The 24,626-nt window shown below is 67.8% G+C and carries 25 protein-coding genes; 17 read left to right on the top strand and 8 right to left on the bottom strand.

Going from position 1 to position 24,626, the window contains the following annotated elements:
- The first annotated feature begins 165 nt into the window (after nucleotides 1-165).
- A complete protein-coding gene (locus ACIBK2_RS30080; RefSeq protein WP_396971951.1) occupies nucleotides 166-1,470 on the top strand; it encodes a hypothetical protein in 1,305 nt (434 codons plus the stop codon).
- 11 nt (nucleotides 1,471-1,481) lie between these two features.
- On the opposite strand, the gene ACIBK2_RS30075 is transcribed toward ACIBK2_RS30080, so the two are convergent.
- A complete protein-coding gene (locus ACIBK2_RS30075) occupies nucleotides 1,482-2,681 on the bottom strand; it encodes a PucR family transcriptional regulator (RefSeq protein ID WP_396971949.1) in 1,200 nt (399 codons plus the stop codon).
- 197 nt (nucleotides 2,682-2,878) lie between these two features.
- On the opposite strand from ACIBK2_RS30075, the gene ACIBK2_RS30070 reads away from it, so the two are divergent.
- On the top strand, nucleotides 2,879-4,279 hold the full coding sequence (locus ACIBK2_RS30070; RefSeq protein WP_396971947.1) for a lipase family protein: 1,401 nt from the start codon (nucleotides 2,879-2,881) through the stop codon (nucleotides 4,277-4,279).
- Nucleotide 4,280: 1 nt separating this feature from the next.
- On the opposite strand, the gene ACIBK2_RS30065 is transcribed toward ACIBK2_RS30070, so the two are convergent.
- Together ACIBK2_RS30065 and ACIBK2_RS30060 are read right to left on the bottom strand one after the other, a co-directional pair.
- The gene (locus ACIBK2_RS30065) at nucleotides 4,281-5,141 is read right to left on the bottom strand and encodes a DUF4436 domain-containing protein (protein ID WP_396971945.1); all 861 of its coding nucleotides are present in this window, start codon (nucleotides 5,139-5,141) and stop codon (nucleotides 4,281-4,283) included.
- A gap of 109 nt (nucleotides 5,142-5,250) precedes the next feature.
- A complete protein-coding gene (locus ACIBK2_RS30060; RefSeq protein WP_396971943.1) occupies nucleotides 5,251-5,943 on the bottom strand; it encodes a pyridoxamine 5'-phosphate oxidase family protein in 693 nt (230 codons plus the stop codon).
- A gap of 80 nt (nucleotides 5,944-6,023) precedes the next feature.
- On the opposite strand from ACIBK2_RS30060, the gene ACIBK2_RS30055 reads away from it, so the two are divergent.
- The 4 genes from ACIBK2_RS30055 to ACIBK2_RS30040 are packed head-to-tail and all read left to right on the top strand — an operon-like array spanning nucleotide 6,024 to nucleotide 10,611.
- On the top strand, nucleotides 6,024-7,394 hold the full coding sequence (locus ACIBK2_RS30055) for a PLP-dependent aminotransferase family protein (RefSeq protein ID WP_396971941.1): 1,371 nt from the start codon (nucleotides 6,024-6,026) through the stop codon (nucleotides 7,392-7,394).
- 10 nt (nucleotides 7,395-7,404) lie between these two features.
- Complete coding sequence (locus ACIBK2_RS30050; protein WP_396971939.1) at nucleotides 7,405-7,650, top strand: DUF2630 family protein; 246 nt, start codon at nucleotides 7,405-7,407, stop codon at nucleotides 7,648-7,650.
- Nucleotides 7,651-7,655: 5 nt separating this feature from the next.
- Nucleotides 7,656-9,092, top strand: coding sequence for a dihydrolipoyl dehydrogenase family protein (locus ACIBK2_RS30045; protein WP_396971937.1), 1,437 nt, complete (start codon nucleotides 7,656-7,658; stop codon nucleotides 9,090-9,092).
- A 13-nt stretch (nucleotides 9,093-9,105) separates the two neighbouring features.
- Entirely contained in the window at nucleotides 9,106-10,611 is a 1,506-nt protein-coding gene (locus ACIBK2_RS30040; protein WP_396971936.1) for a carboxylesterase/lipase family protein, read from the top strand.
- A gap of 11 nt (nucleotides 10,612-10,622) precedes the next feature.
- Here ACIBK2_RS30040 and ACIBK2_RS30035 read toward each other — a convergent pair whose 3' ends face one another.
- Nucleotides 10,623-11,492, bottom strand: a complete 870-nt coding sequence (locus tag ACIBK2_RS30035; RefSeq protein WP_396971934.1) for an Fpg/Nei family DNA glycosylase — start codon at nucleotides 11,490-11,492, stop codon at nucleotides 10,623-10,625.
- A gap of 40 nt (nucleotides 11,493-11,532) precedes the next feature.
- Nucleotides 11,533-12,270, bottom strand: coding sequence for a precorrin-6A synthase (deacetylating) (gene cobF, locus ACIBK2_RS30030; protein ID WP_396971933.1), 738 nt, complete (start codon nucleotides 12,268-12,270; stop codon nucleotides 11,533-11,535).
- A gap of 85 nt (nucleotides 12,271-12,355) precedes the next feature.
- On the opposite strand from cobF, the gene ACIBK2_RS30025 reads away from it, so the two are divergent.
- The 7 genes from ACIBK2_RS30025 to ACIBK2_RS29995 all read left to right on the top strand — a co-directional run bounded on the left by ACIBK2_RS30025 (nucleotide 12,356) and on the right by ACIBK2_RS29995 (nucleotide 18,197).
- Nucleotides 12,356-13,156 (top strand): thymidylate synthase, encoded by an 801-nt coding sequence (locus tag ACIBK2_RS30025; protein ID WP_396971931.1) that lies wholly within the window; start codon nucleotides 12,356-12,358, stop codon nucleotides 13,154-13,156.
- A complete protein-coding gene (locus ACIBK2_RS30020; protein WP_396971929.1) occupies nucleotides 13,153-13,653 on the top strand; it encodes a dihydrofolate reductase in 501 nt (166 codons plus the stop codon). Before ACIBK2_RS30025 ends, ACIBK2_RS30020 begins: the two co-directional genes overlap by 4 nt.
- Before the next feature lie 200 nt (nucleotides 13,654-13,853).
- Nucleotides 13,854-14,180: a cupin domain-containing protein gene (locus ACIBK2_RS30015; protein ID WP_150401995.1), complete on the top strand. Its 327-nt coding sequence runs from the start codon at nucleotides 13,854-13,856 to the stop codon at nucleotides 14,178-14,180.
- Between the two features lie 60 nt (nucleotides 14,181-14,240).
- A complete protein-coding gene (locus tag ACIBK2_RS30010; RefSeq protein ID WP_396971927.1) occupies nucleotides 14,241-15,260 on the top strand; it encodes a Dyp-type peroxidase in 1,020 nt (339 codons plus the stop codon).
- Nucleotides 15,257-16,057 carry a family 1 encapsulin nanocompartment shell protein gene (locus ACIBK2_RS30005; protein ID WP_396971925.1) on the top strand — a complete coding sequence of 267 codons (801 nt, stop codon included), beginning with the start codon at nucleotides 15,257-15,259 and terminating at the stop codon, nucleotides 16,055-16,057. Before ACIBK2_RS30010 ends, ACIBK2_RS30005 begins: the two co-directional genes overlap by 4 nt.
- A 119-nt stretch (nucleotides 16,058-16,176) precedes the next feature.
- Entirely contained in the window at nucleotides 16,177-16,701 is a 525-nt protein-coding gene (locus ACIBK2_RS30000; protein ID WP_396971923.1) for a hypothetical protein, read from the top strand.
- Nucleotides 16,702-16,748: 47 nt separating this feature from the next.
- A complete protein-coding gene (locus ACIBK2_RS29995; RefSeq protein WP_396971993.1) occupies nucleotides 16,749-18,197 on the top strand; it encodes a TerD family protein in 1,449 nt (482 codons plus the stop codon).
- 3 nt (nucleotides 18,198-18,200) lie between these two features.
- Here ACIBK2_RS29995 and ACIBK2_RS29990 read toward each other — a convergent pair whose 3' ends face one another.
- Nucleotides 18,201-18,869 (bottom strand): TetR/AcrR family transcriptional regulator, encoded by a 669-nt coding sequence (locus tag ACIBK2_RS29990; protein WP_396971921.1) that lies wholly within the window; start codon nucleotides 18,867-18,869, stop codon nucleotides 18,201-18,203.
- A 209-nt stretch (nucleotides 18,870-19,078) separates the two neighbouring features.
- Here ACIBK2_RS29990 and ACIBK2_RS29985 point away from each other — a divergent pair, with 209 nt between their 5' ends.
- The 4 genes from ACIBK2_RS29985 (at nucleotide 19,079) to ACIBK2_RS29970 (ending at nucleotide 24,151) form a co-directional block, all read left to right on the top strand.
- Complete coding sequence (locus tag ACIBK2_RS29985; RefSeq protein ID WP_396971919.1) at nucleotides 19,079-20,617, top strand: amino acid permease; 1,539 nt, start codon at nucleotides 19,079-19,081, stop codon at nucleotides 20,615-20,617.
- 119 nt (nucleotides 20,618-20,736) lie between these two features.
- Nucleotides 20,737-21,492: a DUF1989 domain-containing protein gene (locus ACIBK2_RS29980; RefSeq protein WP_396971918.1), complete on the top strand. Its 756-nt coding sequence runs from the start codon at nucleotides 20,737-20,739 to the stop codon at nucleotides 21,490-21,492.
- A complete protein-coding gene (locus tag ACIBK2_RS29975) occupies nucleotides 21,489-22,094 on the top strand; it encodes an urea amidolyase associated protein UAAP2 (protein WP_396971916.1) in 606 nt (201 codons plus the stop codon). The genes ACIBK2_RS29980 and ACIBK2_RS29975 overlap by 4 nt, the downstream gene beginning before the upstream one ends.
- Before the next feature lie 50 nt (nucleotides 22,095-22,144).
- Nucleotides 22,145-24,151 (top strand): 5-oxoprolinase/urea amidolyase family protein, encoded by a 2,007-nt coding sequence (locus ACIBK2_RS29970; protein ID WP_396971991.1) that lies wholly within the window; start codon nucleotides 22,145-22,147, stop codon nucleotides 24,149-24,151.
- Nucleotides 24,152-24,157: 6 nt separating this feature from the next.
- Here ACIBK2_RS29970 and ACIBK2_RS29965 read toward each other — a convergent pair whose 3' ends face one another.
- Complete coding sequence (locus ACIBK2_RS29965; protein WP_396971914.1) at nucleotides 24,158-24,343, bottom strand: hypothetical protein; 186 nt, start codon at nucleotides 24,341-24,343, stop codon at nucleotides 24,158-24,160.
- A 96-nt stretch (nucleotides 24,344-24,439) separates the two neighbouring features.
- Nucleotides 24,440-24,592, bottom strand: coding sequence for a hypothetical protein (locus ACIBK2_RS29960; RefSeq protein WP_357385784.1), 153 nt, complete (start codon nucleotides 24,590-24,592; stop codon nucleotides 24,440-24,442).
- Nucleotides 24,593-24,626 lie beyond the last annotated feature (34 nt).

Here is a 24,626-nt window from a genome sequence, read left to right as displayed (position 1 = left end):
GCACCGCGCACGACGGAGCCGGGCACTAGGAGCGGGTGCGCCGACGACACAGCGCACCATCGGGCACGATCGTGCCGAGCGGTGCCGAGTGAGCGCGCGCCGCGAAACAGTCGTGGGCGCAGCACAACCGAGTGTGGTCGAGAGCGAGGTGTAACCGTGCGCCCGATGGGTCGCTTGAGCGTCGTCGACGAGATCTTCCTGCGCACCCACCGTGGCCTCGGCACTCCCATTGCGCTGCAAGGTTTGTGGCGTACGGCCGACCGCATCGACCCGGCGCTGCTGCACGAGGTGCACGCGGCACTGAGCACTGGACCGTTGGCGCGGCGGGTAATTCAGCCGCGGGTGCCGGGTGCCCGACGTTCCTGGCAGCGCAGTATCCGCGCCTACCCGCTCACGCTCACCGACCAGCCGATCGCCACCACGGCACTCATGGCCTGGGCGGACGTGCAGGGCACCGAGCTCGACCCTGAATTCGATCCCGGTTGGCGACTGGCCGCCATCGCGCTGGACGATGGCGGTTCCCTTGTCTCCCTTACCTGTTCGCATGCCCTCGCGGATGGTCGAGCACTGGTACTAGCGGCTGATGACGCACTCGGCGGCACCTGCCTGACTACCGATTCCAGGACACTGAACACAGCCCTCAACAACTCAGCACATCGCGACACAACATCCCGCTTGGCGTCAACCAAGCCCGAGTCTGACTGGGCGGACGCGCGCAGGCAGTGGTCGATCGTATTGCGTGGCACCGCAAAAGCGTTGCGCCGTGGAATCCCCGACCAGCCGCACCCGGCGACAGGCCGCGACTTCACCGATAGGTCGACACCCGTGCAGACGCACGGCGCGATACTCCAATGCACCGTGGCCGATTGGGACCGCGTTGCCGCCACACAGAACGGCACCGCCAACAGTCTATTCATCTCGTTTATCGCAAATGTGCTGTGGGCAAGTGGTTTCCAGCCCGACACGATCGACGCCAGCCTCCCGGTCGACACCCGCGACGAACCCCGCGTAGACAACGATCTCGCGATGACCGACATCACGATCGACCGCACCGACACCCCGTCGACGATCCGCGAGAAGTCACGCGCCGCTTACGAGCGCCGCATGTCCAGCCCCGGCGGCATGCCCGAGGAACTACTCCAGGTAATCCCCGACCGCTGGGCCTACGCGTTGTCCAAAGGTGCCGGTGAGCGAGACATCCTGTGCTCCAACATCGGGACCCTGCCCGCCACCCTGCGCGCCCTGGGGCCGCATCGCTGCCTCGGCGTCGCCGCGCGCGCCATCCATCCCGGCCTGACCGTCGCGCAACTCCCGAGGACCCGCCTGTCCGGCTACCTCTGCCGTATCGCCGACGACTACATCCTGTCCTTGGTCAGCCTCGACCCGACGCGAATCGAATCATCCACCGCACTAACGGATTTAGCGCAGCAGACGCTGCTGAACGCCGGCCTTCGCGTTCGCACTTGGTGATACCGCGCCGGTCATTCCATCGCATCGATATCGCTGGCCGTGAGCGCGGCCGCAAAGAGCTGCGCATGGTCCGGCCGGTTGGGATCGTAACCGGTCACCTTGCCGATCCGGTTGAGCCGGTAGTTGAGCGTATTGCGATGCACGACAAGGGCAGCGGCAGCCCGCTGCCGGTTGTAGTCGTTGTCGATGAGCGCCCGCAGCGCCTCCAGCAGGTGGGGCTGATCCCGCAGCGGGTCCAACAAGGTGAGCAACCAGGAGCGCGCGGGCCCTGGCCGCGCGAGTTGGTATTGCAGCGCCAGATCGGCCATCCGATACACCGCCGTCGGACGACGCAGTTGATAAGCGAGCCTGGCGATTTCGCCTGCCTCCTCCGCCGCCGCGGGTACGTCGTCCACGCCGGCCGCGGTCGCGAAGCCGCCGACCGTCCGCACGCCGGTAGCCTGCGCGACCCGGCTGACGAAAACGTCAAGGGCAGTACCGAATTCACCCTCCCCACCCGGCACGAGCAACACCCCACCCCCGCGCTCGACCGTGCTCAGCACCCGGCTCGACACCGCATCGATCTCGGTCTGCACCATGCGCAGCACCGGACGATTCCCACCCGCCGCATCCGCCTCGGCCACCCGAAAAACGAGCACGTCGAACCCGCCATCCAGTGAGATCCCGAACCTTTCGGCAAGCAGATCCACGGGCTTCCCGTGCACCAGCGCCTGCGCCACCGCACGTTTGGCCTCCCGCTGCTCCCAGTGCAGATCCTGCCGCTCCCGCAGGTACGCACCCGCGACCCCGGGCGTCACTGCCCCGAGATAACCGAGCACGTAAGGCACTGCCGCCAAGAGCTGTTCGCGCTGTTCGGGTGTCGTCGCCAGCGCGGACACCGAGTTCCAGGCAGCGATCGCGCCGTGGTGATAGACCGAAAGCACGGTGTCCAGCGGGATCCCGGCCCTGGCTCGCCGCACCGCGATGTCGATCAGTTCGGTCAACTCGTCCGCCCGCGGCGCCCGCCCCTCGGCCAGCGACCGCAGGAACAGCCGCAGGTTCGCCTCGGCGGCCAGCGGTAGGTCCCGTCCGATCAAGTCGGCGGACAACTCCCGATACGGTGGCACCTCACCGAACACCCCGGTCAATATGTCGCGGGCAACCTCGGGCAACGCTTCCCGCACGTAGTCGGAAAAGTCGGCAAGCGCAGCGGGATCGGGTGTACCAGTCACCCGCACATTGTTTGCACAAACAAACCGATCCACACAATAGGCAGTTCCGGCCAACATATTTAGTGCATGCGGCCAACATGCTGTCCCGTCCAATGCACAAATACCTGACCGGTTTTCTTGGCCGATGAACGGTGACCCACAGCACAGTGCCCTGCGACGGTGTATCGACCTGGGAACGCGCACAAGAAGGGCACTCGATGAGACACCGGCTATGGCGCCGCATCATCACCACCGCAACCGTGGTCGGCATGCTGCTATCGCTGTCCACCCACATTTTCGCGATGGCCGAACCACAGGACGTCGCCGAGGTACGCATCGAGCCGACCCCCGCACTCACACTGCCGCCGGAACTCGATGAGTTCTACAAGCCTGCCGCAGGAATGGTCGCGGCCGCCGAACCAGGACAGGTGCTCCGCGCCCGCACCATCACGCCCGCGTATTTCGGTCTCGCCCCGCTGAATATCGATGCCTGGCAGCTGCTCTACCGGACGACCAACAGTTTCGGCGAGGCCATCTCGACGGTGACCACCGTCCTGAAGCCACGCGGCGTGGCACCGAAGGGCGGGCGCAAGCTGCTGTCCTATCAGATCGCCGAAGACAGTGCCGCACAGTATTGCGCTCCGTCCTACGTCGTCCAATCCGGTTCCATTCCAGCGGATTTCGTCAATGCCGCGGAGATTCTCATCCCGATCGCCGCAGGCATCGGGCAAGGCTGGACGGTCGCGCTGCCCGACTACGAGGGGCCCAACTCCGCATACGGCGTCTCCCGTATCACCGCCCAGGCCACCCTCGATGGCATCCGCGCGGTAGCGAGTTTCGCGCCCGCCCAGTTGTCCGGCGTCGACACGCCGACAGCCCTGTGGGGCTACTCCGGCGGCACCATACCCAGCTCGTTCGCCGCGGAACTGAAGCAGCAGTACGCGCCGGAGCTGAACATCGTCGGCATCGCGGCGGGCGGGGTTGCCGCAGCCGACTTCCCGGAAGCGCTGCGGCACAACAACAACGGTGCCTACACCGGCCTACTCACCGGTGTCCTCGCCGGCTTCGCGAACGAGTACCCGGAATTCCGCCAGCTGATCCGGGATCGCGTCGACCCGCTCGGACAGCTCTTGATCAGCTCGAAGCTGGTCCTCTGCCATTCGACGGGTTCGGCGATCGTGCCCTTCTACAACTTCTTCGGCGCCTTCCAGGGCGGTAACCCGCTCGACCACCCCGTCGTGCAGCGCATGATCGCGGAAAACGCACTGGGCCAGGCCACCCCGTCTGTGCCGGTGTACATCTACCACGCCCAAAACGACGAGATCCTGCCCAGCTCGGGCGTCGACCGCCTGGTCGACAAGTACTGCGCCGAGGGCGCGCCGTCCGTCACCTACGTACGAGAACTACTGGCAGAGCACATCTCCGGCGTCGCAACCCACCTGCCCGGCGCGTTCCACTGGTTGCGTGATCGACTGAACGGCGTTCCCGCACAACCAGGTTGCTCGATCACCAGTCCGACCACTATCGCGACGGAGCCCGAGTTCACCCAGGCCGCAATGGAACTCCTCCCGACCGCGGTGCGGGCGCTACTCGGCCAAGCCATCGGCGCGGGCGGCTGACTTACGCCTCCCCGCGCTCCTTGCCGATCTCGTGCCGATAGCCGACCAGCACCGTGCAGATCAAGGACAGCGCCACCACGGTTTCGGCGATGAAGAAGGAGCCGAAGTCGATGATCGATCCGATGGGTGGCGCGCCGGGCACCGCGTTGCGCAGCGGGATCATCGCGAACAACACCGCCGCCATCAGTGTGTTGGCGGGCCAGATCAGACCGCGACGGCCCGCGAGCACATAGAACGCGGCCGTCGCTGCCGCCAAAGCCAATCCGAGCATCAGCGCGATGACGAACAGCGCGAAGGTGAGCGACGCGGTCGACCGGGCGACCGTCACGGTGGTGCCGACCGCCGCACCGTGCTGCTCGTCGTCCACCTTCGGCACGATCTTGAAGAACGCGTCCAGGCTGTACAGATTGATCACCACGGGCACGGATTTGTCTCCGATGTCCGCGGCCACATCGATGTGTGCGCTGTACTTGTCGAACGGATAGTCGGTGATCATCCCGCCGCCACCCATGGCGATCCGAACCTCGGACGCCGAGACGAGGTCACCCGCCTTGACCTTGATCGGGTCCGGTTTCATGCCGGACGTGTAAATCGTTGCGTCGGTGCGGAATCGGCCGAATTCATCGGCCAGCGCGCCGTGCGGCGACGGCACCACCTGCACGGTCAATTCCTGCACGGCGGCATCGATACGGATGATCGCCACTTCGACGTCGACGCGATCGGCGACGTCCACGTCCCCGATCAGGTGCATCGTCTGACCGTGATCCTTCTGCACCTGATACAGCGTCAGGCTGATCACCATCGCGACGACCACGGCAACGACGGCGGCCAGCGCCGCGAAGGTCTTTCGGAATCTCGACACGCTAGCCTCCGGCCCGGTGAGGTGGTGCGAAACCTGAACAACCACCCCACCATAGGGCCGATCAACCGCCTATCCGGCTACCCTCAGGCAAACAGATTCCGTGTCGAACTCACCGCACCGGAATGAGGCTGGGCGCAGACCGCGCGAGCACGTCCCTCGGCACCGCGAGCCCGGGCTCGAGATCCGCCGAGTCGATCGGCTCGCCCCACACCTGGCGCATCGGCAGCACACCCGCCCACACCCCGCCGTGCTCGATATCCGCCGGATCGTCCTTGGGACCGCCGTCCCTGACCTTCACCGAGGCCTCGGTGAGGTCGAGCGCGAGCACGAGGGTGGCGGCCAGCTCCTTCTTGTTCGGCGACCGCACCCGCGACCAGGCACCCGGCGCGGCGTGTTCGGTGATCACCTCGAGCGCGTGCAGCCGGTCCGCGGCATCGGTGACCTCCACCGCACGGCCGTGCACCACCGCCGAGCGGAAGTTCATCGAGAAGTGGAACGCCGAACGGGCATAGACGACGCCGTCGACCAGGGTGACCGCAACCGAGATATCCCCGGCCAGCGCGGCGCGCAGATTGCCCGCGCCGGTCGAACCGTGCACGTAGAGGGTGTCGCCGTCGCGTCCGTAGATGGTCGGCAGCACCACCGGCGCGCCGCCGAGCAGCACGCCGAGGTGGCAGACCAGACCTGCGTCGAGGACCGCGTCCAGGTCCGCTCGCTCATCGCGCGCTCGTTCCTTCGACCGCGTCAGCGTGCTGCGCGGGGTCGGCGAGAGCGGGGTCCTGAGGTTGGCCGATTGGGTCATATGACCAGGATCGGGTCGCGAATGGCATTATGAAAGTGCCAATTCAAGGAAATTCATACAGTCCATTCGCGAGGTGAGCGTTGCTCGACGAACTACCCCTCCTCCTCGACCGCGCGCTGCCCGAGCCGCTGTCGGTGCAGGTCGCCGACGGTTTACGGGCCGCGGCGAGCAACGGGCTGCTGCGCGGCGGCGACCGGTTGCCGTCGTCACGCTCCCTCGCCGAGCGGCTCGGCGTGAGCCGCACCGTGGTGGCCGCCGCCTTCGATCAGCTGCACGCCGAGGGCTGGATCAGCGGCAAACGCGGTTCGGGCACCTACTTGACGACCGCACCGCCCGCCGCGCCACCGCGCACGCTGCACCCACACGGCATGGGCGACGGCCCGGCCCTGCTGGACCTGCAGCCCGGCGCGCCGTGCGTCGACGCGATCGACCGGCCCGCGTGGCGACGCGCCTGGCGGGCCGCCGCCGACCTGCCCCCGTTGGTGCGCCGCGACCGCGCGGGCGAGCCGGAGTTCCGGGCCGCGATCATCGAACACCTGCTCCGGCATCGTGGTCTCGGCGCGGGCAGCGAAACCGTCCTCCTCGCCACGGCCGGAACCAGTTCCGCCGTAGGCGAACTCGCCGCCGCACTGCTGTCCCCCGGCGACGCCGTCGCTATCGAGGATCCCGGATATCAGCGTGCCGCAGGAGCTTTCGCGGCGGCCGGCGTCAAGGTGCTGCCGGTCCCGGTCGACGCGCACGGCCTGCGCGTCGACCTGCTGCCGCCGAACATCAAGGCCGTGTTCTGCACACCGGCACACCAGTTTCCGCTCGGCGCCCGGCTACCCGCCGCGCGCCGAGTCGAGCTCGTCGAGCACGCCCGCCGGGCCGGACTGCTGATCATCGAGGACGACTACGACGGCGAATTGCGTTACGACACAGCACCGTTGCCCTTGCTGGCCGCGATGGCACCAGACGTGGTCGTGCATCTCGGCACCACCAGCAAGATCCTCTCGCCGAGCCTCGGCGTCGGCTGGCTCGTCGCCGCACCGGAGATCGCCGACACGGTCATCGCGCATCGCCAGCGAACCGGAACCAGTCCCAGCCCGGCGGGCCAGCAGGTATTCGTTTCCTTCGCCGCGCACGGCGACCTGGCCAGGCACCTGCGCAGGCTGCGCCGCGCGCTGCCGCCGCGCCGGGCGCTCATGGTGACCGAGCTGCGCCGCCGCGGGCTCGACGTACTCGGTGACGACGCGGGCTCGCACGTGGTGGTGCCGCTCGCCTCGGCCGAAGCGGAACAACGCAGCGTCGCCGCGGCCCGCGCACAGGGCGTCGAGCTCGAGCCGCTCGCCCGCTACCACCTCGGCCCGCAGCGCAGGCACTTCGGCGTCACGCTCGGCTACACCGCGCTGTCCTGGCCCGACCTGGCCACGGCGGTGCCGATCGCCGCCGCCTGCCTCGCGCGGCCGTAGCATGGTCGCCATGACCGAACAGGACGTGTTGGCCCGCATCAAGGCACTGGTCGACCAGGAGCACGAGCTGCGCGCGCAGGCCGCCAAAGGTGATCTCGACCCCAAGGCGGAACGCCAGCAGCTCGCCGAGCTCGAAGTGATGCTGGATCAGGCCTGGGATCTGCTGCGGCACCGCAGGGCGCGGATCGATCAGGGCCAGTCGCCGGACACCGCTGAACCGAGCTCCGCCGGTCAGGTCGAGGGCTACCTGCAGTAACCGCCATGCCGAGCGCACCTACCGAATACGACGTCATCGTGATCGGTGGCGGCCCGGCCGGCGAGAACGCCGCCGACTACGCCATCGCCGGGAGTGAGCGCACCGCCGTGATCGTGGAACGCGAACTCGTCGGTGGCGAATGCTCCTATTGGGCCTGCATTCCGAGCAAGGCGCTGCTGCGGCCCGGCCATATGCTTGCCGCCGCGCAGGCCATGGACGGACTCAGCGCGACCGGCCTCGACGTCGAGGCGGTGCTGCGACGACGCGACTACTTCGTCAGCAACCACGACGACGCGTCGCAGGTGAAGTGGGCCCGCGACCATCGCATCGAGGTCGTCCGCGGTACCGGGCGGCTCGTCGGCGAGCGTCAGGTCGAGGTCGACGGTCGGGTGCTGCGCGCCAGGCACGCGGTGGTGCTGGCCACCGGCACCACGGCGAGCGTCCCGGACGTGCCCGGCCTGCGCGACGCGCTGCCGTGGATTTCCCGCGACGCCACCAACCTGCACGAGGTGCCCGGCCGCGTGGTGATCATCGGCGGCGGCGTGGTGGCCTGCGAGGCGGCGACCTGGTTGGCCACGCTCGGCGCGGACGTCAGCATGGTGGTGCGCGGCAAAGCGGTGCTCGCCAACGCCGAACCGTTCGCGAGCGAACGCGTGCTCGCGGGGCTGCGGGGCAGTGGCGTGCACGTCTTGCTCAACACGGAACCGAAGAACGTGCACCGACCCGATGCCAAGGACACCGGCGAGGGACGGATCCACGGCGGCCCGGTCACCGTGCACCTGCACAGCGCGGCGGGCGACAGCGAGATCGAGGCCGACGAGATCATCGTGGCCGCCGGGCGCACACCGGCGACCGAGGGCCTCGGCCTTGACTCCGTCGGGCTGAAGGACGGCTATGTGCAGGTCGACGATCAGTTGACCGCGCGTGACGTCGACGGCGAGTGGCTGTACTGCGTCGGCGATTTGAATCACCGTGCCGCCCTTACCCATATGGGCAAATACCAGGCCAGGGTCTGCGGCGACGTGATCGCGGCCCGTGCGGAGGGCAGGCCGCTCACCGACGCCAGGTGCACCGCGAGCGCCGACCACGGGCAGGTCCCGCAGGTGGTGTACACCGCGCCCGAGGTCGCGTCCGTCGGACTGACCGAGGCGGCGGCCAGGGACGCGGGCCATGCCGTCGAGACGGTGGAGCTCGACATCGCGGTGGCCGGTTCCTCGTTGGCGCGCAACGACTTCGCGGGCCACGCGAAGCTGGTCATCGATACTGCCACCGACACGCTGCTCGGCGCCACCTTCGTCGGCCCGGAGGCGGGCGAACAACTGCACGCGGCCACCATCGCGGTGGTCGGCAAGGTGCCGTTGGCAACCCTGTGGCACGCGGTGCCCGCGTTTCCCGCGGTGAGCGAGTTCTGGTTACGCCTGTTGGAGACACGGCGCGCGTAAGTACCATTGGCGGATGGTGGCATCGACAGATATCCAAACCGCCGACGGAGTCGTTCGCGGTCGTCGCGGCCGCCGCGTATTGCGCTGGCGGTCCCTCCCCTACGCAGCCCCACCCGTGGGCGACTTGCGTTTTCGAGCACCGCAACCGGTCACGCCGTGGGCCGGGGTGCGCGAGAGCACCGAGTACGGGTTCGCCGCGATGCAGCATCGGGCGGGCGCACGCATCGGCCCGCGCGAATACCAGCCGACCAATGAGGACTCGCTGACACTGAATGTCACCGCGCCGGTGACGCCGTCGGACAAGCCGCGCCCGGTGCTGGTGTTCATCCACGGCGGCGGCTACCTCACCGGCACGTCGGCGCTCGGGCTGTACTCCGGCGCACGGCTTGCGGTACGCGGGGACGCGGTGCTGGTGTCGCTGAACTATCGGCTCGGCGCGTTCGGCTATGTCGATTTCGGTGAATTCTCCACGCCGGAGCATGTTTTCGAGTCGAACCTGGGTTTGCGTGATCAGGTGGCCGCACTGGAGTGGGTGCGCACCAATATCGCCGCGTTCGGTGGCGATCCCGGCAACGTCACCATCTTCGGCGAATCAGCGGGCGCGCACGCCGTACTCAGCCTGCTCGCCACGCCAGCCGCGAAAGGTCTTTTCCATCAGGCGATCTCGCAGAGTCCGCCCGCCGACTGGGCGATGACCGCCGACGACGCGCGCTTGTTCGCCCGGCGCTGCGTCGAAGCGCTCGGCAGCACGCCGGACCAGGCCGCCGACGCGCTGCGCACCGCGAGCGCCAACGACATTCGGCGCGCGGTCGACCGCACCAGCAACCGGGTGCTACGCGAACGCCGCGGCCTGTTCCCGATTTCCCCGGTGGTCGACGGTGTCGTGCTGCCGCAGGCGCCGATCGATGCGATCACCGACGGCAACGCTCATCGGGTGCCGCTCATCATCGGCACGAACCGCGACGAGGGCACGCTGTTCGCGAAGTTCGCGGATTCGCTGCCGACCACGCCGGACCGGTTGCGCGCCGCGCTGTCCGATGACGAATCCGAATCCCGAATCGCCGCAGCGTATCCCGGCTATCCGGACGCCAAGGCGGCCGTGCGCGCCGGTGGCGACTTCGTCTTCTGGCGCCCGTCGGTCACGGTCATGGCGGGGCACAGCCGACACGCCCCCACCTACGCCTACCGCTACGACTTCGCCCCGCGCGCAATGCGTCTCGCGGGTCTCGGCGCCACCCACGCCTCCGACTTGATTCCGGTCTTCGGCGGCGGCGATTCGACATTCGGCCGGGCGCTCACCGCGGCGGGCGGCCGCCGCGGGCTGCAGTCCGTCACCAACCAATTCCAGGACAACTGGCTCGAATTCGCCCGCACCGGCGCACCGCTCCCCTCGTGGCCCGCCTACTCCGAATCGCGCCGCAGCACCCTGATCATCGATGCCACCACCCGGCTGGAACACGACCCGGACAAGGCGAAACGTCTTGCCTGGCAGGGCATCCGCGTACCGACCATGACCTGACGTCGGCAGTCCTACTTGAGCAGCCGCGACATCCGCCGGTCGGCCAGGATCTTGCCACCGGTCTGACAGGTCGGGCAGTACTGGAAGGACCGCTCGGCGTAGGACACCTCGCGCACCGTATCGCCGCAGACCGGGCACGGCAGGCCGGTGCGGGCGTGTACCTGCATGCCGGAACGCTTTTCGCCCTTGAGCCTGGCGGCGGCCTGGCCCGACGACCGCTGTACGGCATCGGTGAGCACGCTGCGCATGACCGCGTACAGCTCGGGACCTTTGTTCGCGGCAAGGGTTTTCGTGTTGGCGAACGGAGAGATCTTCGCGGTGTGCAGGATTTCGTCGGAGTAGGCGTTGCCGATGCCGGCCAGCAGGGTCTGGTCGACGATCGCGGTCTTGATCCGCTGCGAGGTGTTGCCCAGGATCGCGATGAACTCCTCCTCGGTCACCTCGAGCGCGTCCGGCCCGAGCCGGGCGATGCCGGGCACCAGCTTCGGGTCGTCGACGATGTACACCGCGAGCCGCTTCTTGGTGCCTGCCTCGGTGAGATCGAAGGCGGGCGTCGCACCTTCCGGGGTGAAGAAGTGCACCCGCAGCGCCAGCGGGCTCTTGCCACCCGGCTTCGGCGGCGTCTGGCTCGGCTCGTCGATCCAGCGCAGCCAGCCACCGCGGGACAGGTGCGTGATCAGCCACAACCCGCCGCAGTCCATCCCGAGAAACTTCCCCCAGCGCCCGGCCCCGGTGACGTCCCGGCCGGACAACGCGGTCACCGGCGGATCGAACGTCTTCACCGCGCTCAACGCCGCCACATCCACGCGCCCCACCACCGCGCCGACCGCATGTTCCCGCAGAAACTGCGCCAGCGCCTCTACTTCCGGTAGTTCGGGCACCTGCTCAGGCTACCGGCCGATACCGACAAGAGCAGGGCAGTCAGCTCCGGCTGAGCAGGTAGATGTCCATGATCCAGCCTTTTTCGGCGCGCAGCCCGGCGCGGCGTTCGACGATCCGCTGCTCCACCTCGCGCAGCGGTCCCTCGATCAACGTTTCGTCCGGCATGCCGAGATAGGCGCCCCACCAGATGTGCACGTCCGTGCCCGGGACCTCGGTGAACGAGCAGTCGCCGTCCAGCATCACCACCGCGGCATCGGTGAGCCCCTCCTCGCGCAACCGCCTGCCGGTAGTGATGTGCACCGGTTCACCGATGCGATGCAGCACTATCCGATGCCGCGCGGCCAGCGCTTGCACGCTGGTCACGCCGGGGATCACCGCGTACTCGAACTGCGTCGTCCCGCGCGCGAGCACCCGCTCGATCATCCGCAGGGTGCTGTCGTACAGCGACGGATCACCCCACACCAGAATCCCGCCGACCCCGTCGACCTGCGCGAAAGCCGCTTCCAGCACCGCCGAGCGCCGCTCGTGCCAGTCCTCGACGACACCCTGATAGTCGGCAGGCGCTCGATCCCGCGGCGGGTCCGCGATCTCCACGATCCGATACGGCCGATCGACGTGCTCGGCCAGGATCGCGGTCCGCACCTCGACCAGTTCGCGCTTCTCGGCGCCCTTGCCGATGACGAAGAACACGTCGACCTGCCGCATCGCCTTGATGGCCTGCACCGTCACCTGCTCAGGGTCGCCCGCGCCGATGCCGATCACGTAGAGCTTGCGCATGCGGCGAGCTTGCCAGGCCGCCCGAAGACTAGTGCTCACCCGCCCCGTCGGCTTCGCCTTCTACCATCCCCTAGAGTTGCCAGGCGTGGCGACCGATACCCAGTACGAGGATCTGCTCCGGCTGGTGCTGGAGTCCGGCACGAAGAAGTCGGACCGCACCGGCACCGGAACGCGCAGCATCTTCGGTCATCAGCTGCGCTATGACCTGTCGGCAGGCTTCCCGCTGATCACCACGAAAAAGGTGCATCTGAAGTCGATCGTCTACGAGTTGCTGTGGTTCCTGCGCGGCGATTCCAACGTGCGCTGGCTGCAGGAGCACGGCGTCTCCATCTGGGACGAATGGGCGGGCACCGACGGCGAACTCGGCCCGGTCTACGGCGTGCAGTGGCGGTCCTGGCCGACGCCGGACGGCATGCACATCGACCAGATCTCCGAGGTGCTGCACACCCTGCGCACCAACCCCGACTCCCGGCGCATGCTGGTGTCCGCCTGGAACGTTTCCGAGCTGGACAAGATGGCGCTGGCCCCATGCCACGCGTTCTTCCAGTTCTATGTGGCCGACGGAAAACTGTCCTGCCAGCTGTACCAGCGCAGCGCCGACCTCTTCCTCGGCGTGCCGTTCAATATCGCCAGCTACGCGCTGCTCACCCAGATGGTCGCGCAGCAGACCGAGCTGGAACTCGGCGATTTCATCTGGACCGGCGGCGACTGCCACATTTACGACAACCATCTCGAGCAGGTCGGCGAACAGCTCACCCGCGATCCGCTCCCGTTCCCCACGCTGCAACTGCGCCCCGCGACGTCGCTGTTCGACTACGTCTACGAGGACGTGGAAGTGGTTGACTACCAACATCATCCGGCGATCAAGGCCCCGGTGGCCGTGTGACTCGCACGATCGGGCTGATCTGGGCGCAAACCCCGGACGGGGTGATCGGTTTCGAGAACACCATCCCGTGGCGCGTGCCCGAGGACATGGCGAACTTCAAGGCGGTCACCATGGGACATCCCGTGGTGATGGGCAGGCGCACCTGGGACTCGCTGCCGCCCAAGTTCCGCCCGCTGGTCGGCCGCCGCAACATCGTGGTGACCAGGCAACCGAACTGGTCGGCCGAGGGTGCCGAACGCGCCGCATCGGTCGACGAGGCGCTCACGTTGAGCGGGCCGGACACCGTGTGGATCGCCGGTGGCGGCGAGATCTACCGGGCCGCTATGGATTTCGCGACCGACCTGCTCGTGACCGAGGTGGACACCACCGTCGCGGGCGATGCCTACGCCCCGCAGATCGGTCCCGAATGGGCAGCCGACGAGGACGAGCCGTGGCACGAGTCGAGCTCCGGGCTGCGGTACCGAATCCGTCGCTACATCCGCCGCGAATCCGACTAGTCGGCAAACTCTCCGCAGCGATCATCGCAGCCGCACAACACCGTTCGATCACAGAACGCGACGGCCGCGCAAACCCGACTCGAGACCTCGCACGGTCGGGCATACTTCCTGGTAAGTGGGGTCGGACCTGCGTCCGTCCGGGCCCCGAGCCGGTGCGACCAGCCCCCGCACCGGCTGTTGTCATTTGCGAAAGGCGGTCCATGGACAAGAAATCGCTGACTGCGGTTGCTCGACAACAGCTCAAGATCGCGAGCACCGCCACCAGCGGGCGGAGTTCGCAAACTATCTACGGTGGCCACGCGAATTCGCTGCGCCAGACCGTGGTCGGCCTCAGCGCGGGCCAGAGCCTGGCCGAGCACGACAACGCGGGCGAGGCCACCCTGCTGGTCCTCAGCGGCACGCTGACATTGATCAGTGGCAGCAACGAATGGAAGGGTTCGACGGGTGATCTACTCGTGGTGCCCAAGGCACGGCACAGCGTGATGGCCGTGGACGATGTGGCCTTCCTGCTGACGGTCGCGAAGTAGTAGCCCGGGTGCCCGTGCCACCTTCCCGAGGTGTCGGTGCCGGGCACTAGGCTGAAGATCATGAGTGAGCCGCAGCCGATTCTCGATCCGCTCACCCCGGCCGCCATTTTCCTCGTCGCCACCATCGACGAGGGCGGCGAGGCGGTCGTCCGGGACACCCTCGCCGATATCCAAGGTCTGCGCCGCTCGGTCGGCTTCCGCATTCCCGGCGCGGGTCTCACCTGCGTCACCTCGATCGGCTCCGCGGCCTGGGACCGGCTCTTCATCGGACCACGGCCCGCCGAACTGCACGACTTCCCCGGCTTCGTCGGCAAGCACCACACCGCCCCCGTGACGCCGGGCGATCTGCTGTTCCACATCAGGGCGGAAAACCAGGACGCCTGCTTCGAGCTGGCCATGACCATCGGCGACCGGCTGGCCGGCGCGGCCACGATCATCGACGAGACCGTCGGGTTCCGCTACTTCGAACAGCGCGACCTGCTCGGCTTCGTGGACGGCACCGAGAACCCGGAGGGCCAGGGCGCGTATTCGGCCGCGCTGGTCGGCGACGAGGATCCCGAATTCCGCGACGGCAGTTACGTCATCGTGCAGAAGTACCTGCATCCGATGGCGGAGTGGCGGGCGCTGTCGGTCGAGCAGCAGGAGAAGGTGATCGGGCGCACCAAGCTCGACGATTTCGAGCTGTCCGACGCCGACAAGCCCGCCGACTCGCACGTCGCGGTGAACACCATCGTGGACGCCGACGGCACCGAGCGCGAGATCCTGCGCGCCAACATGCCGTTCGGCAGCGTCAAGGACGGCGAGTTCGGTACGTACTACATCGCTTACGCCGCGACACCGAGCGTCACCGAGTTGATGCTCACCCGGATGTTCGTCGGCACCGAGGAGGCGGCCTACGACCGCATCCTCGACTTCTCCATCGCGGTCACCGGCACGTCGTTCTTCGCGCCGTCCCTCGATTTCTTCGATGAACTTCCCCCGCCACCGGACGACGCCATTGCAGCGGAAGATGTGCAGCCCAACGATATCGGCTCGGGCTCACTCGGTATCGGCACGTTGAAAAGGAGCACGCAGGCATGAACAACCTCTATCGCGAACTCGCGCCGATCACCGCCGAGGCATGGTCGGCGATCGAGGAAGAGGCGACGCGCACCTTCAAGCGGCACATCGCCGGGCGCCGCGTCGTCGATCTGTCCGGCCCGCACGGCGCCGACTACTCGGCGGTCGGCACCGGGCACACCACTCCGATCACCGCGCCCGACGAGGGCGTGCAGGCCAGGCAGCGGGTGGTCGCGCCGCTGGTCGAGCTGCGGGTGCCGTTCCGGCTGTCGCGCGAGGAGCTCGACAACGTCGAACGCGGCGCGATGGACCCCGACCTGGATCCGGTCAAGGACGCCGCGAAGAAGATCGCGTTCGCCGAGGACCGGGCCATCTTCGAGGGCTATCCGGCCGCGAATATCACCGGCATCCGGGCGAGTACGACCAACCAGGCCATCGCGCTGCCGAATGATCCGCGGCTGGTGCCGGAGTCGGTCACCCAGGCGCTCACCGCACTGCGGCTGGCCGGCGTCGACGGGCCGTACTCAGTGCTGCTGAGCGCGGAGCTGTTCACCGCGGTCAGCGAGACCTCCGATCACGGGCACCCGATCCGCACCCACATCGAGCGGCTCATCCCGGACGGCGAGATCATCTGGGCGCCCGCCATCGACGGCGCGTTCGTGCTGACCTGCCGCGGCGGCGATTTCGACCTGCGGATCGGCCAGGACCTGTCGATCGGCTACCTGTCCCACGATGCCGAGTCGGTGGAGCTGTACTTCCAGCAGAGCCTGACGTTCCTGGTGTACACGGCCGAGGCCGCGGTCGCGCTCGAAGCTTGATCAACCCGCATACCTGCTGATTTCCCGTACCGATTCGGTGTGGGGAAGTCAGCAGGTGTGCGGCTTTACGGCGAGCGGTAGCGTGTGCCGCAGCACGCCGGAAGTAGGTAGGTGAGGCAATGGTGCGGGCGGGTGTGGTGCCGACACGGCGCGCGATGCTGTACAGCTCCCTCGGGATCCTGGCGACCGTCGCGGTGTGCGCGGTGGTGGTCGGGCTGTTCGGCGTGAACCGGGTGTTCACCGGCCTGCTGGCCGGTGCCGTCGCCGGTATCGCGGTGGTGGTGGCGCTGTTCACCAGGGATGCCGTCGTACTCACCGAGCGGGCGATCTACCGGCGCACCCCGTGGACCGAATCCAGCATCGACTGGGACCGGGTGGTCGCAGGCCGCTTCACCCTCGACGAACGATCCCGCTGGTCGTTAGCGCTCGACCTGTCCGGCGGGGACGAACAGCACGGCGAATTGGTGCTGCTGTCCATTCCGCCGGTGCTGCGCCCGGTCTCCGGCGCCTACGACCTGCGCAAGCGCGAGCAGGTGAACGAGATCCGGGCGCTGTTGCGGCGCAAGCGGATTCCGATCACCGTGCTCCCCGAAATCGCGGGCGCGCTGCAGCAGCACTGGGAGATCGCGCCGCCGACGCGCTGATCAGGTACCCAATCGGCGGGTTTGGCGATACGTTGGCAAGTGTGTCGATGACGAAGGGCGCCAACGTTGCGGTGCCGATGTCCGCCGTCCGGATCGAACTGGGCTGGCAGAGCGGGCCCGGCGTGCCCGACGCCGACGCCTCGGCGCTGCTGCTGGTCGCCGGGAAGGTGCGCAGCGACAACGACTTCGTGTTCTACAACCAGCCCGTGCATCCGTCCGGCGCGGTCCGGCACGAGGGTAAGCAGCAGGGACCGACCGTGCTCGACGTGCTGTCGGCGAACCTGGCGCAGGTGGAACCGCAGATCGACACCATCGTGATCGCGGCCTCCGCGGACAGCGGCACCTTCAGCCAATTCCGTGGTCTCTATGTGCGTTTAGTGGATCCGGGCAGCGGCGCCGAGGTGGCGCGGTTCGACAGCGTCGGCGCGACCACCGAGACGGCGTTCGTGCTCGGGGAGCTCTATCGCCGTCAGGGCGCGTGGAAGTTCCGCGCGGTCGGGCAGGGGTACGCCTCCGGATTGGCCGGTCTGGCCACCGATTACGGCATCTCGGTGGATGACGCGCCGGCACCTGCCGCGCCGCCGCACCAGTTCACCCCGCCGCCACCGCCCGCCGCGCCGCCGCACCAGTTCACCCCGCCGCCACCGCCCGCCGCGCCGCCGCATCAGTTCACCGCGCCGCCGCCCCCGGCTCCGCCCGCACCGCAGTACGCTCCGCCGCAGGCGCAGTTTCCACCGCCGACCCAGTACCCGCCGACGTCCGGATACCCGCCGCCTGCCGGATATCCGCCGCCGCCCGGCGCTTACGGTTCGCCACCACCGAACATGGCTCCACCACAACAGTTTTCACCGCAGCCCGGCGCTCCGGTCAACCTCAGCAAGATCTCGCTGACCAAAGAATCACCGTCGATCTCGCTGACCAAACAGGGCGCCACCGGCGGCGTGATGCGGGTCAACCTGAACTGGACCGGCGCCTCCGCGGCCCCGCGCAAGTTCGGAAAACGCAAGAGCGCGGGCCTCGACCTGGACCTCTGCTGCTTCTGGGAGATGACCGACGGTACGAAGGGCGCGATCGGCCCGCTCGACAGCTTCGGCTCGCTGCGCAAGGCCCCCTTCATCCAGCTCGATCAGGATGACCGGACCGGCGCTGTCGCCGCCGGCGAGAACCTCGACATCAACCTCGACCACACCGCGAAGTTCCGCCGGATCCTGGTGTTCGCCTCGCTGTACGCCGGCGCGGACGACTTCCGCGGCGTGCACGCCACCGCCACGCTGTACCCGGTCGGCTCGCCGCCGATCGAGATGCTGGTCGACGGGTGCACTGACAATTCGCGGGAGATGGTGCTCGCGTTGATCGAGAACATCAACGGCGAGTTCGTAGTTCACCGCCAGGGCGTCTTCATCCGGCCGCCCGCCGGTCGTCCGATGTGGGGCAAGAAGGAAGTCGACCAGGCTTACGGCTGGGGCCTCAAGTGGGGACGTAGCGCGGGCAAGTAGGGCTCAAGCCGGGTCGAGCTGATCGAGCAGCCGCTGTGCCTCGCCGCGCAGCGCCTCGAGGTCACCGGGCCAGCCGAGTACACGCAGCGCCGCCTCCGGGATGGTCCGCTCCGCGTCGGCGGGCGCCGCACCCTCATCCGAGCGCATGCTGATCACCATCTCGACCAGCCGGAACGGCAGCGCCTCGGCACCGACGATGCCCGCGCCACCCGCCTCGGCCAGCACCACGGCCGCCAACGTCTCGTAGTGTCCGCGCAGTTCGTCACGCCGCAGCCGGAACGTCGCGAACCGCTCGGTGCGCAGCTCCGGAAGCAGATACAGCGCACCGAGATTCCAGTGCGCCGCACACAGTTGACGCACGTCGAAGTAGGCCAGCGCGTAAAGCCTGGTTGACACCGGCGCCGACACCTTCCCCAGTCGCTCGGCGAGTTCCAGTGGGGCAGCTATGGTTTCGGCAAGCAGCGCATCGAGGATGTCATCCTTGGCGGCGAAGTGGTGATAGAGCGATGCCTGACGGATGCCGACCGCGTCGGCGACCACACGGGTGGAGGTGTTCGCGTAGCCATTGGTGGTGAACAGCTCCCCGGCGGCATCCAGGATCTCGGCGCGCGGCGTCTGGCCGCGACGGCGTCGCTGCTCCACACGAGGACGGCCGGGGCCGAGGTTTGCCACGTGGCCCATTCTGGCAGGTCTCCGCTGGACCGATCCGCCACGGTCGTTCCACCGGTAGCCGGTGGAGAGGTTTCTGTCATTCGATAGAAACCTCGGCAACGCAGAAGTTACCGGGGTTACCGCAAGCGATACACGCGGGTCACCGAAAGCGCGATCGCCACCGCAAAACTGTCATCTGATAGGTATTGGCCGCTCGCCGAAGGACCCTCATGGCCACAACGTTCGCCCCCGCCCCTCCGCCCGACACCAGCCGCGACGGCGCCGATCTGGCCCGCTTCGGCTATGAACCCGTGCTGCATCGCAAGCTCGGCCGCTACGCCTCGTTCGCGGCCGGCTTCTCGTTCGTCTCCATCCTCACCACGATCTTCCAGTTCTTCGGCTTCGGCTATTCGTTCGGCGGCGCCGCCTTCTTCTGGACCTGGCCGATCGTGTTCGCCGGGCAGTTCCTGGTCGCGCTGAACTTCGCCGAACTGGCCGCGCGCTACCCGATTTCGGGCTGCATCTACCAGTGGTCGCGCCGCCTCGGCGGTGAGCTCGTCGGCTGGTTCGCGGGCTGGATGATGGTGATCGCGCAGATCGTCACCGCCGCCGCGGCCGCGATCGCACTGCAGGTGGTGCTGCCGTCGATCTGGAGCGGCTTCCAGTTGGTCGGCGACGACACCGCGCTCACCTCGTCCTCCGGTGCGACCAACGCGGTGCTGCTCGGCAGCGTCCTGCTGGTGGTCACCACGATCGTCAACGTGATCGGCATCGACCTGATGTCGCGGATCAACTCGATCGGCGTCACCGTCGAGATCGTCGGCGTGCTCGCGATCATCGCGCTGTTCTTCACGCACACCGAACGCGGGCCCGGCGTGGTGCTGCAGACCGATCAGGCGGTGCCCGGCTCGTATTGGGCGGCGTTCCTGGTGTCCGGGCTGATGGCCGCCTACGTGATGGTCGGGTTCGATTCCGCCGGTGAGCTTTCCGAGGAGACGAAGAATCCGCGCCGGGTGGCGCCGCGCACCATCCTGACCGCGCTCGCGGTGTCCGCGCTCGGCGGCGGGCTGCTGCTGATCAGCGCGCTGATGGCCGCGCCGAGCCTGTCCGACGGCTCGCTGGCCACCGGCGGCCTGGCCTACGTACTCACCTCGAAGCTGAACAGCCCGGCGGGCACGGTGCTGCTCTGCTGCGTCGCGGTGGCGATCACGGTGTGCACCTTGGCGATTCAGACGGCGGGCTCGCGGCTGATGTTCTCGATGGCCCGGGACGGGAAGTTGCCGTTCGCCCGGCGGCTCGCCGCGGTGCACCCGCGCTTCGGCACCCCGGTGCTGCCGTCGGTCATCATCGGCGCGCTCGGCATCGGCCTGCTGGTGCTGAATCTCGGCAATGCCGCGATCTTCGCGACGTTGGCCAGCGTCTGCATCGTGACGCTGTATCTGGCGTATCTGCTGGTCACCGTGCCGCTGTTGGTGCGGCGGTTCAAGGGGATGCCCGCTGACGAAGCAGACGAAGCGGGACTGTTCAGCCTGGGCCGCTTGGGGATTCCGGTGAACGTGCTCGCCGTGCTGTGGGGCATCGCGATGGCGGTGAACCTGGCCTGGCCGCGCGCCGAGGTCTACACCCCGAACGGCGGCGGCTGGTGGATGCTCTGGGCCGCACCGCTGTTCGTACTGCTGGTGATCGCCGCCGGTGTGGTCGTGCACCGGATCGTTCTCCGCTCGCCGAGCAGCACCGAAAATCAGGAACCCACAACACAATCCGCCTGACAGGTGACGCGGTGGTGGTGCAGGCCAGCACCACCGCGCACACGTTCGTATCCGACAGTCCGACAAGAAGCACTTGCACAACGAATGACCGAGGCCGCACCCAGCGAAGGGGGCAACGAATGACCAGCAGCACCGCATCCACCGAAAGCGCGAGGGCACACGCGCGATCCCAGGCCGCCGCGGCGACCATCGAGGGACCCGAACTGCCCGCGGGCGTCGAGCAGGCGAGAATCAGCTTCGCCCAGCGTATTCCGCCGGACGGTTACGTGAATGTCGTGCTGGGGCGCGGAACTCGGATCCGATTGACCGACCCAGCGGGCGCAGCCTGCGCACATCTGCTGCTGGTGCGTCCCGATGCGCCGTGGGAGCGGCTGAATGTCGCTGACACAGTGAAGGTTCCGTGGCAGGCCTATCTCGGCGACGGCCATCCGCTGCTGTCGGACCAGGGGCGCATTCTGGCGACTGTGCTCGCCGATACTTCAGGTAGCCACGACACCCTGTGCGGACCGACCGCCGAGGCACGGCAGCTACTGCGCCTGGCCGGTGCCAAGCATGGTCTGGAACCCCGCGATATCGGGCCGACGGTGTCGTTCTTCCGTGGCGTTCGAGTGGAATCCGATGGCGCACTGACCGCTACCGGTAGCGCTGCCCCCGGTTCCTCGGTCGATCTGCTGGTGCACCTCCCGGTTGTCCTGCTCGTTGCCAATGCCGCGCACCCACTCGACGACCGCGCCGCTACGGATCTCGATGTCGTCGCCTGGGCCGCGCCGGAGGATCTCGCCGTCATCCACAACAGCGACCCGGAATACCAACGGGCCGTGGACAACACCGAACGCGCCTGGACGGCCGCACTAACGCTGGAGGTCAGGCAATGAGCACTGTCGTTCTCGACGAGACCGTCCCGGCCCGCGCCCCCTGGTCCGCGGTGGTCAAGGCGGGCGAGCAGCTGGAGATCATCGACCTGCACGGCAATCAGGCGGTGGACTGCCTGTTGTATTCGGCGGCGGATCACACCGATCGCTACAGCGCGCAGGCCACGATCGCCGCGCAGCGCAATATCTTCCTGACCACCGGCAGCGTGCTGCTGACGGACGCGGGCACCGCCTTGATGACCGTCGTCGCCGACGAGGTAGGTAATCACGACACCATCGCGGGCGCCTGCTCGCAGGAGTCGAACACGCTCCGCTACGGCCAGCACACCCGGCACCAGCACGCCTGCGTGGAGAACTTCCTCACCGCGGCTTTGCAATGGGGTCTCGGCAAGCGGGACTTGGTGTCGAACATCAACTGGTTCATGAACGTTCCGGTGGAGGCCGACGGGACGCTCGGGATCGTTGACGGATTGTCCGCGCCGGGAAAGAAAGTCACCCTGCGCGCCGAGATCGACACCCTGGTGTTGGTCTCCAACTGCCCGCAGATCAACAACCCCTGCAACGGTTTCGACCCCACGCCGGTGCGGATGGTGGTGTCGAAGTGACCATCACCGACCTATCCGCTGCTGCCGAGCCCTCGATCGGCCCCACACCCGTGTGCACGTCCGTCGAAGTCGTCCGGCCCGGAATGCTGACGACAGTGCAGGATTGGCCGGGGCGGACCGGATACTGGCACGTCGGCGTCCCGCCGTCCGGTCCGATGGACGATCTGTCGTTCCGGCTCGGCAACCGGGTGCTCGGCAATGCCGAGGGCGCGGCCGGGCTGGAGTGCACCCTCGGTGGTCCCGCACTGAGGTTTTCGGCACCCACTTGGGTGTGTGTCACCGGTGCGCCGACGGACGTCACGGTGAACGGCGTTCGCGTGGAGCAGTGGCGGACCGTCCAGATCCCCGCGGGCGGTGTCCTCGATGTCGGTGCGGTGCGCGGGCCGGGCATGCGCTGCTACGTCCTGCTCGCGGGCGGCATCCAGCTACCCGAATACCTGGGCAGCACAGCGACCTTCACCCTCGGTCGATTCGGCGGCAGCGCGGGCAACGCGCTGCAGGTCGGGGAAGCATTGCCGCTCGGGCCATCCCGCGACCCGATCGCGACCGGTGTTCCGATGGACGACCAGCCGGTGCTGGCCGAGCGCTGGGAACTGGCGGTGACCGAAGGCCCGCACGGCGCGCCGGAGTTCTTCACCCGCGCCGACTTCGACACCATCATCGGCACCGACTACGAGGTGCACTTCAACTCCGACCGCACCGGCGTACGGCTGATCGGACCGAAACCCGACTGGGCCCGGACCGACGGCGGCGAGGCGGGCCTGCATCCGTCCAACATCCACGACACTGCGTATTCGGTTGGTGCACTGGACTTCACGGGCGACACTCCGATCCTGCTCGGCCCCGACGGACCGAGCCTCGGCGGCTTCGTCTGCCCGGTCACCGTGGTCGCCGCCGACCGCTGGAAGCTCGGGCAGTTATCCCCAGGCGACGCAGTGCGTTTCGTGCCGATCCGCAGCGATCGGGCCGCCTCGATTCGCGACCTGGGCACCGGGCGCAGGGCCTCTTGGCCGACCGTGCTGTCGTCCGGCGGTGACGGTGACGACGGCGTACTGCGGCGCACCGAGGTCGACGACGAAACGGGCGTGACCTATCGCCGCGCGGGCGACGACGCCGTGCTCGTCGAATACGGCACCATGACACTGGATCTCGCACTGCGCGCCCGCGTGCACGCCCTGCATCAGCACCTGCTCGCCGCAGGCGTGCGCGGCGTGACCGAGCTGACCCCCGGCATCCGCTCGCTGCAGATCCGAGTGGACCCCCACATCCTGTCCGTGCCGTCTCTGCTGGATCTGCTGGCCGAAGCCGAACAACACCTGCCCGCCGCCGATCAGCTCGTCGTCCCCAGCCGCACCGTGCACCTCCCCCTGTCCTGGGACGACCCGTCCACTCGCGAGGCGATCACCCGCTACATGCACGGCGTCCGCGCCGACGCTCCCTGGTGCCCGTGGAACATCGAGTTCATCCGCCGCATGAACGGATTGGCCTCGGTAGCAGACGTTTACGACACAGTCTTCGGTGCCGAATATCTCGTACTCGGCCTTGGCGACGTGTACCTCGGCGCCCCGGTCGCCACTCCGACGGACCCGCGCCACCGCCTGGTGACCACCAAGTACAACCCAGCCCGCACCTGGACTCCGCAGAACGCGGTCGGCATCGGCGGCGCTTACCTGTGCATCTACGGCATGGAGGGCCCCGGCGGCTATCAGTTCGTCGGCCGCACCACCCAGGTGTGGAATCATCACGCGGGTCCGCTCGCCGGTCGACCCGGTGCGGATCGGCACCCCTCCGGCGACGAAACACCTTGGCTGTTGCGCTATTTCGATCGAATCCGCTGGTATCCGGTCGAGGCCGACGAACTGCTCGACCTGCGCGCCGATTTCGCCGCGGGCAACGTCGAGGTGCGGGCCGAGGACGGGGAATTCCGGCTCGCCGACTATCGCAGGTTCCTCACCGAGAACGACGCATCCATCACCGAATTCCGCGCCATACAGGCAGAAGCCTTTGCCGCCGAGCGCAACTCGTGGCAGCTCGCCGGTGAACTCGCCGCAGGGTAGCGGCGGTCAGGTCATCGTCGTCGCAACGACAGGTCCGCTCCAGCCACACGGCAACCCGCACGTGGCGACGACCAACTGCTCGGTCTCGTCGTCGTCGAACTGCGCGGTGATCCGCGACGCGTGTGCGGGATACCCGCAGAGCGGACACTTACCGAAATAGTTCAGCACCGGATCCACGCGCGACGAAACCATCGTGCGATTCCTACGGCTCGGCAACCCCAATGTATCCATGACATTCCTCCCGACCTGATGGTGCGCCACCGGTCGGGCTACGGCAAGCCCCCGAATTCACCAGCCGAACAGCTCTGCCATGTCGATCGCCTCGTCGTCCCACGCGCGTTCGATCGCCGCGCGTTCGGCCTCCGGGAGTTCGGGCGACCACCCACAGCGGCGCCAGAAGTCTTCCCGGTGTTCCTGGGTGAACGGTTTGGGTTTATCCATGGGCTGCACCTCGCCGACGGTCCTGCTCCCATGA

The organism is Nocardia sp. NPDC050175 (assembly GCF_044459885.1).
In the GTDB taxonomy this organism is placed as follows: Bacteria; Actinomycetota; Actinomycetes; order Mycobacteriales; family Mycobacteriaceae; genus Nocardia.
The sequence above is the reverse complement of the archived record's forward strand: the minus strand, read 5'-3'. Positions and strand labels throughout refer to the sequence as shown.

What these genes read in the sequence shown, in the direction of transcription:
- ACIBK2_RS29985 (WP_396971919.1), top strand. Translation starts at nt 19,079, where the DNA reads ATGGCCACAACGTTCGCCCCCGCCCCTCCGCCCGACACCAGCCGCGAC.
- ACIBK2_RS30010 (WP_396971927.1), top strand. Translation starts at nt 14,241, where the DNA reads ATGAGTGAGCCGCAGCCGATTCTCGATCCGCTCACCCCGGCCGCCATT.
- ACIBK2_RS30060 (WP_396971943.1), bottom strand. Translation starts at nt 5,943, where the DNA reads ATGACCCAATCGGCCAACCTCAGGACCCCGCTCTCGCCGACCCCGCGC.
- ACIBK2_RS30045 (WP_396971937.1), top strand. Translation starts at nt 7,656, where the DNA reads ATGCCGAGCGCACCTACCGAATACGACGTCATCGTGATCGGTGGCGGC.
- ACIBK2_RS29965 (WP_396971914.1), bottom strand. Translation starts at nt 24,343, where the DNA reads ATGGTTTCGTCGCGCGTGGATCCGGTGCTGAACTATTTCGGTAAGTGT.
- ACIBK2_RS30080 (WP_396971951.1), top strand. Translation starts at nt 166, where the DNA reads ATGGGTCGCTTGAGCGTCGTCGACGAGATCTTCCTGCGCACCCACCGT.
- ACIBK2_RS30070 (WP_396971947.1), top strand. Translation starts at nt 2,879, where the DNA reads ATGAGACACCGGCTATGGCGCCGCATCATCACCACCGCAACCGTGGTC.
- ACIBK2_RS30040 (WP_396971936.1), top strand. Translation starts at nt 9,106, where the DNA reads ATGGTGGCATCGACAGATATCCAAACCGCCGACGGAGTCGTTCGCGGT.
- cobF (WP_396971933.1), bottom strand. Translation starts at nt 12,270, where the DNA reads ATGCGCAAGCTCTACGTGATCGGCATCGGCGCGGGCGACCCTGAGCAG.
- ACIBK2_RS29995 (WP_396971993.1), top strand. Translation starts at nt 16,749, where the DNA reads ATGACGAAGGGCGCCAACGTTGCGGTGCCGATGTCCGCCGTCCGGATC.
- ACIBK2_RS29975 (WP_396971916.1), top strand. Translation starts at nt 21,489, where the DNA reads ATGAGCACTGTCGTTCTCGACGAGACCGTCCCGGCCCGCGCCCCCTGG.
- ACIBK2_RS29980 (WP_396971918.1), top strand. Translation starts at nt 20,737, where the DNA reads ATGACCAGCAGCACCGCATCCACCGAAAGCGCGAGGGCACACGCGCGA.
- ACIBK2_RS29960 (WP_357385784.1), bottom strand. Translation starts at nt 24,592, where the DNA reads ATGGATAAACCCAAACCGTTCACCCAGGAACACCGGGAAGACTTCTGG.
- ACIBK2_RS30050 (WP_396971939.1), top strand. Translation starts at nt 7,405, where the DNA reads ATGACCGAACAGGACGTGTTGGCCCGCATCAAGGCACTGGTCGACCAG.
- ACIBK2_RS30000 (WP_396971923.1), top strand. Translation starts at nt 16,177, where the DNA reads ATGGTGCGGGCGGGTGTGGTGCCGACACGGCGCGCGATGCTGTACAGC.
- ACIBK2_RS30005 (WP_396971925.1), top strand. Translation starts at nt 15,257, where the DNA reads ATGAACAACCTCTATCGCGAACTCGCGCCGATCACCGCCGAGGCATGG.
- ACIBK2_RS30015 (WP_150401995.1), top strand. Translation starts at nt 13,854, where the DNA reads ATGGACAAGAAATCGCTGACTGCGGTTGCTCGACAACAGCTCAAGATC.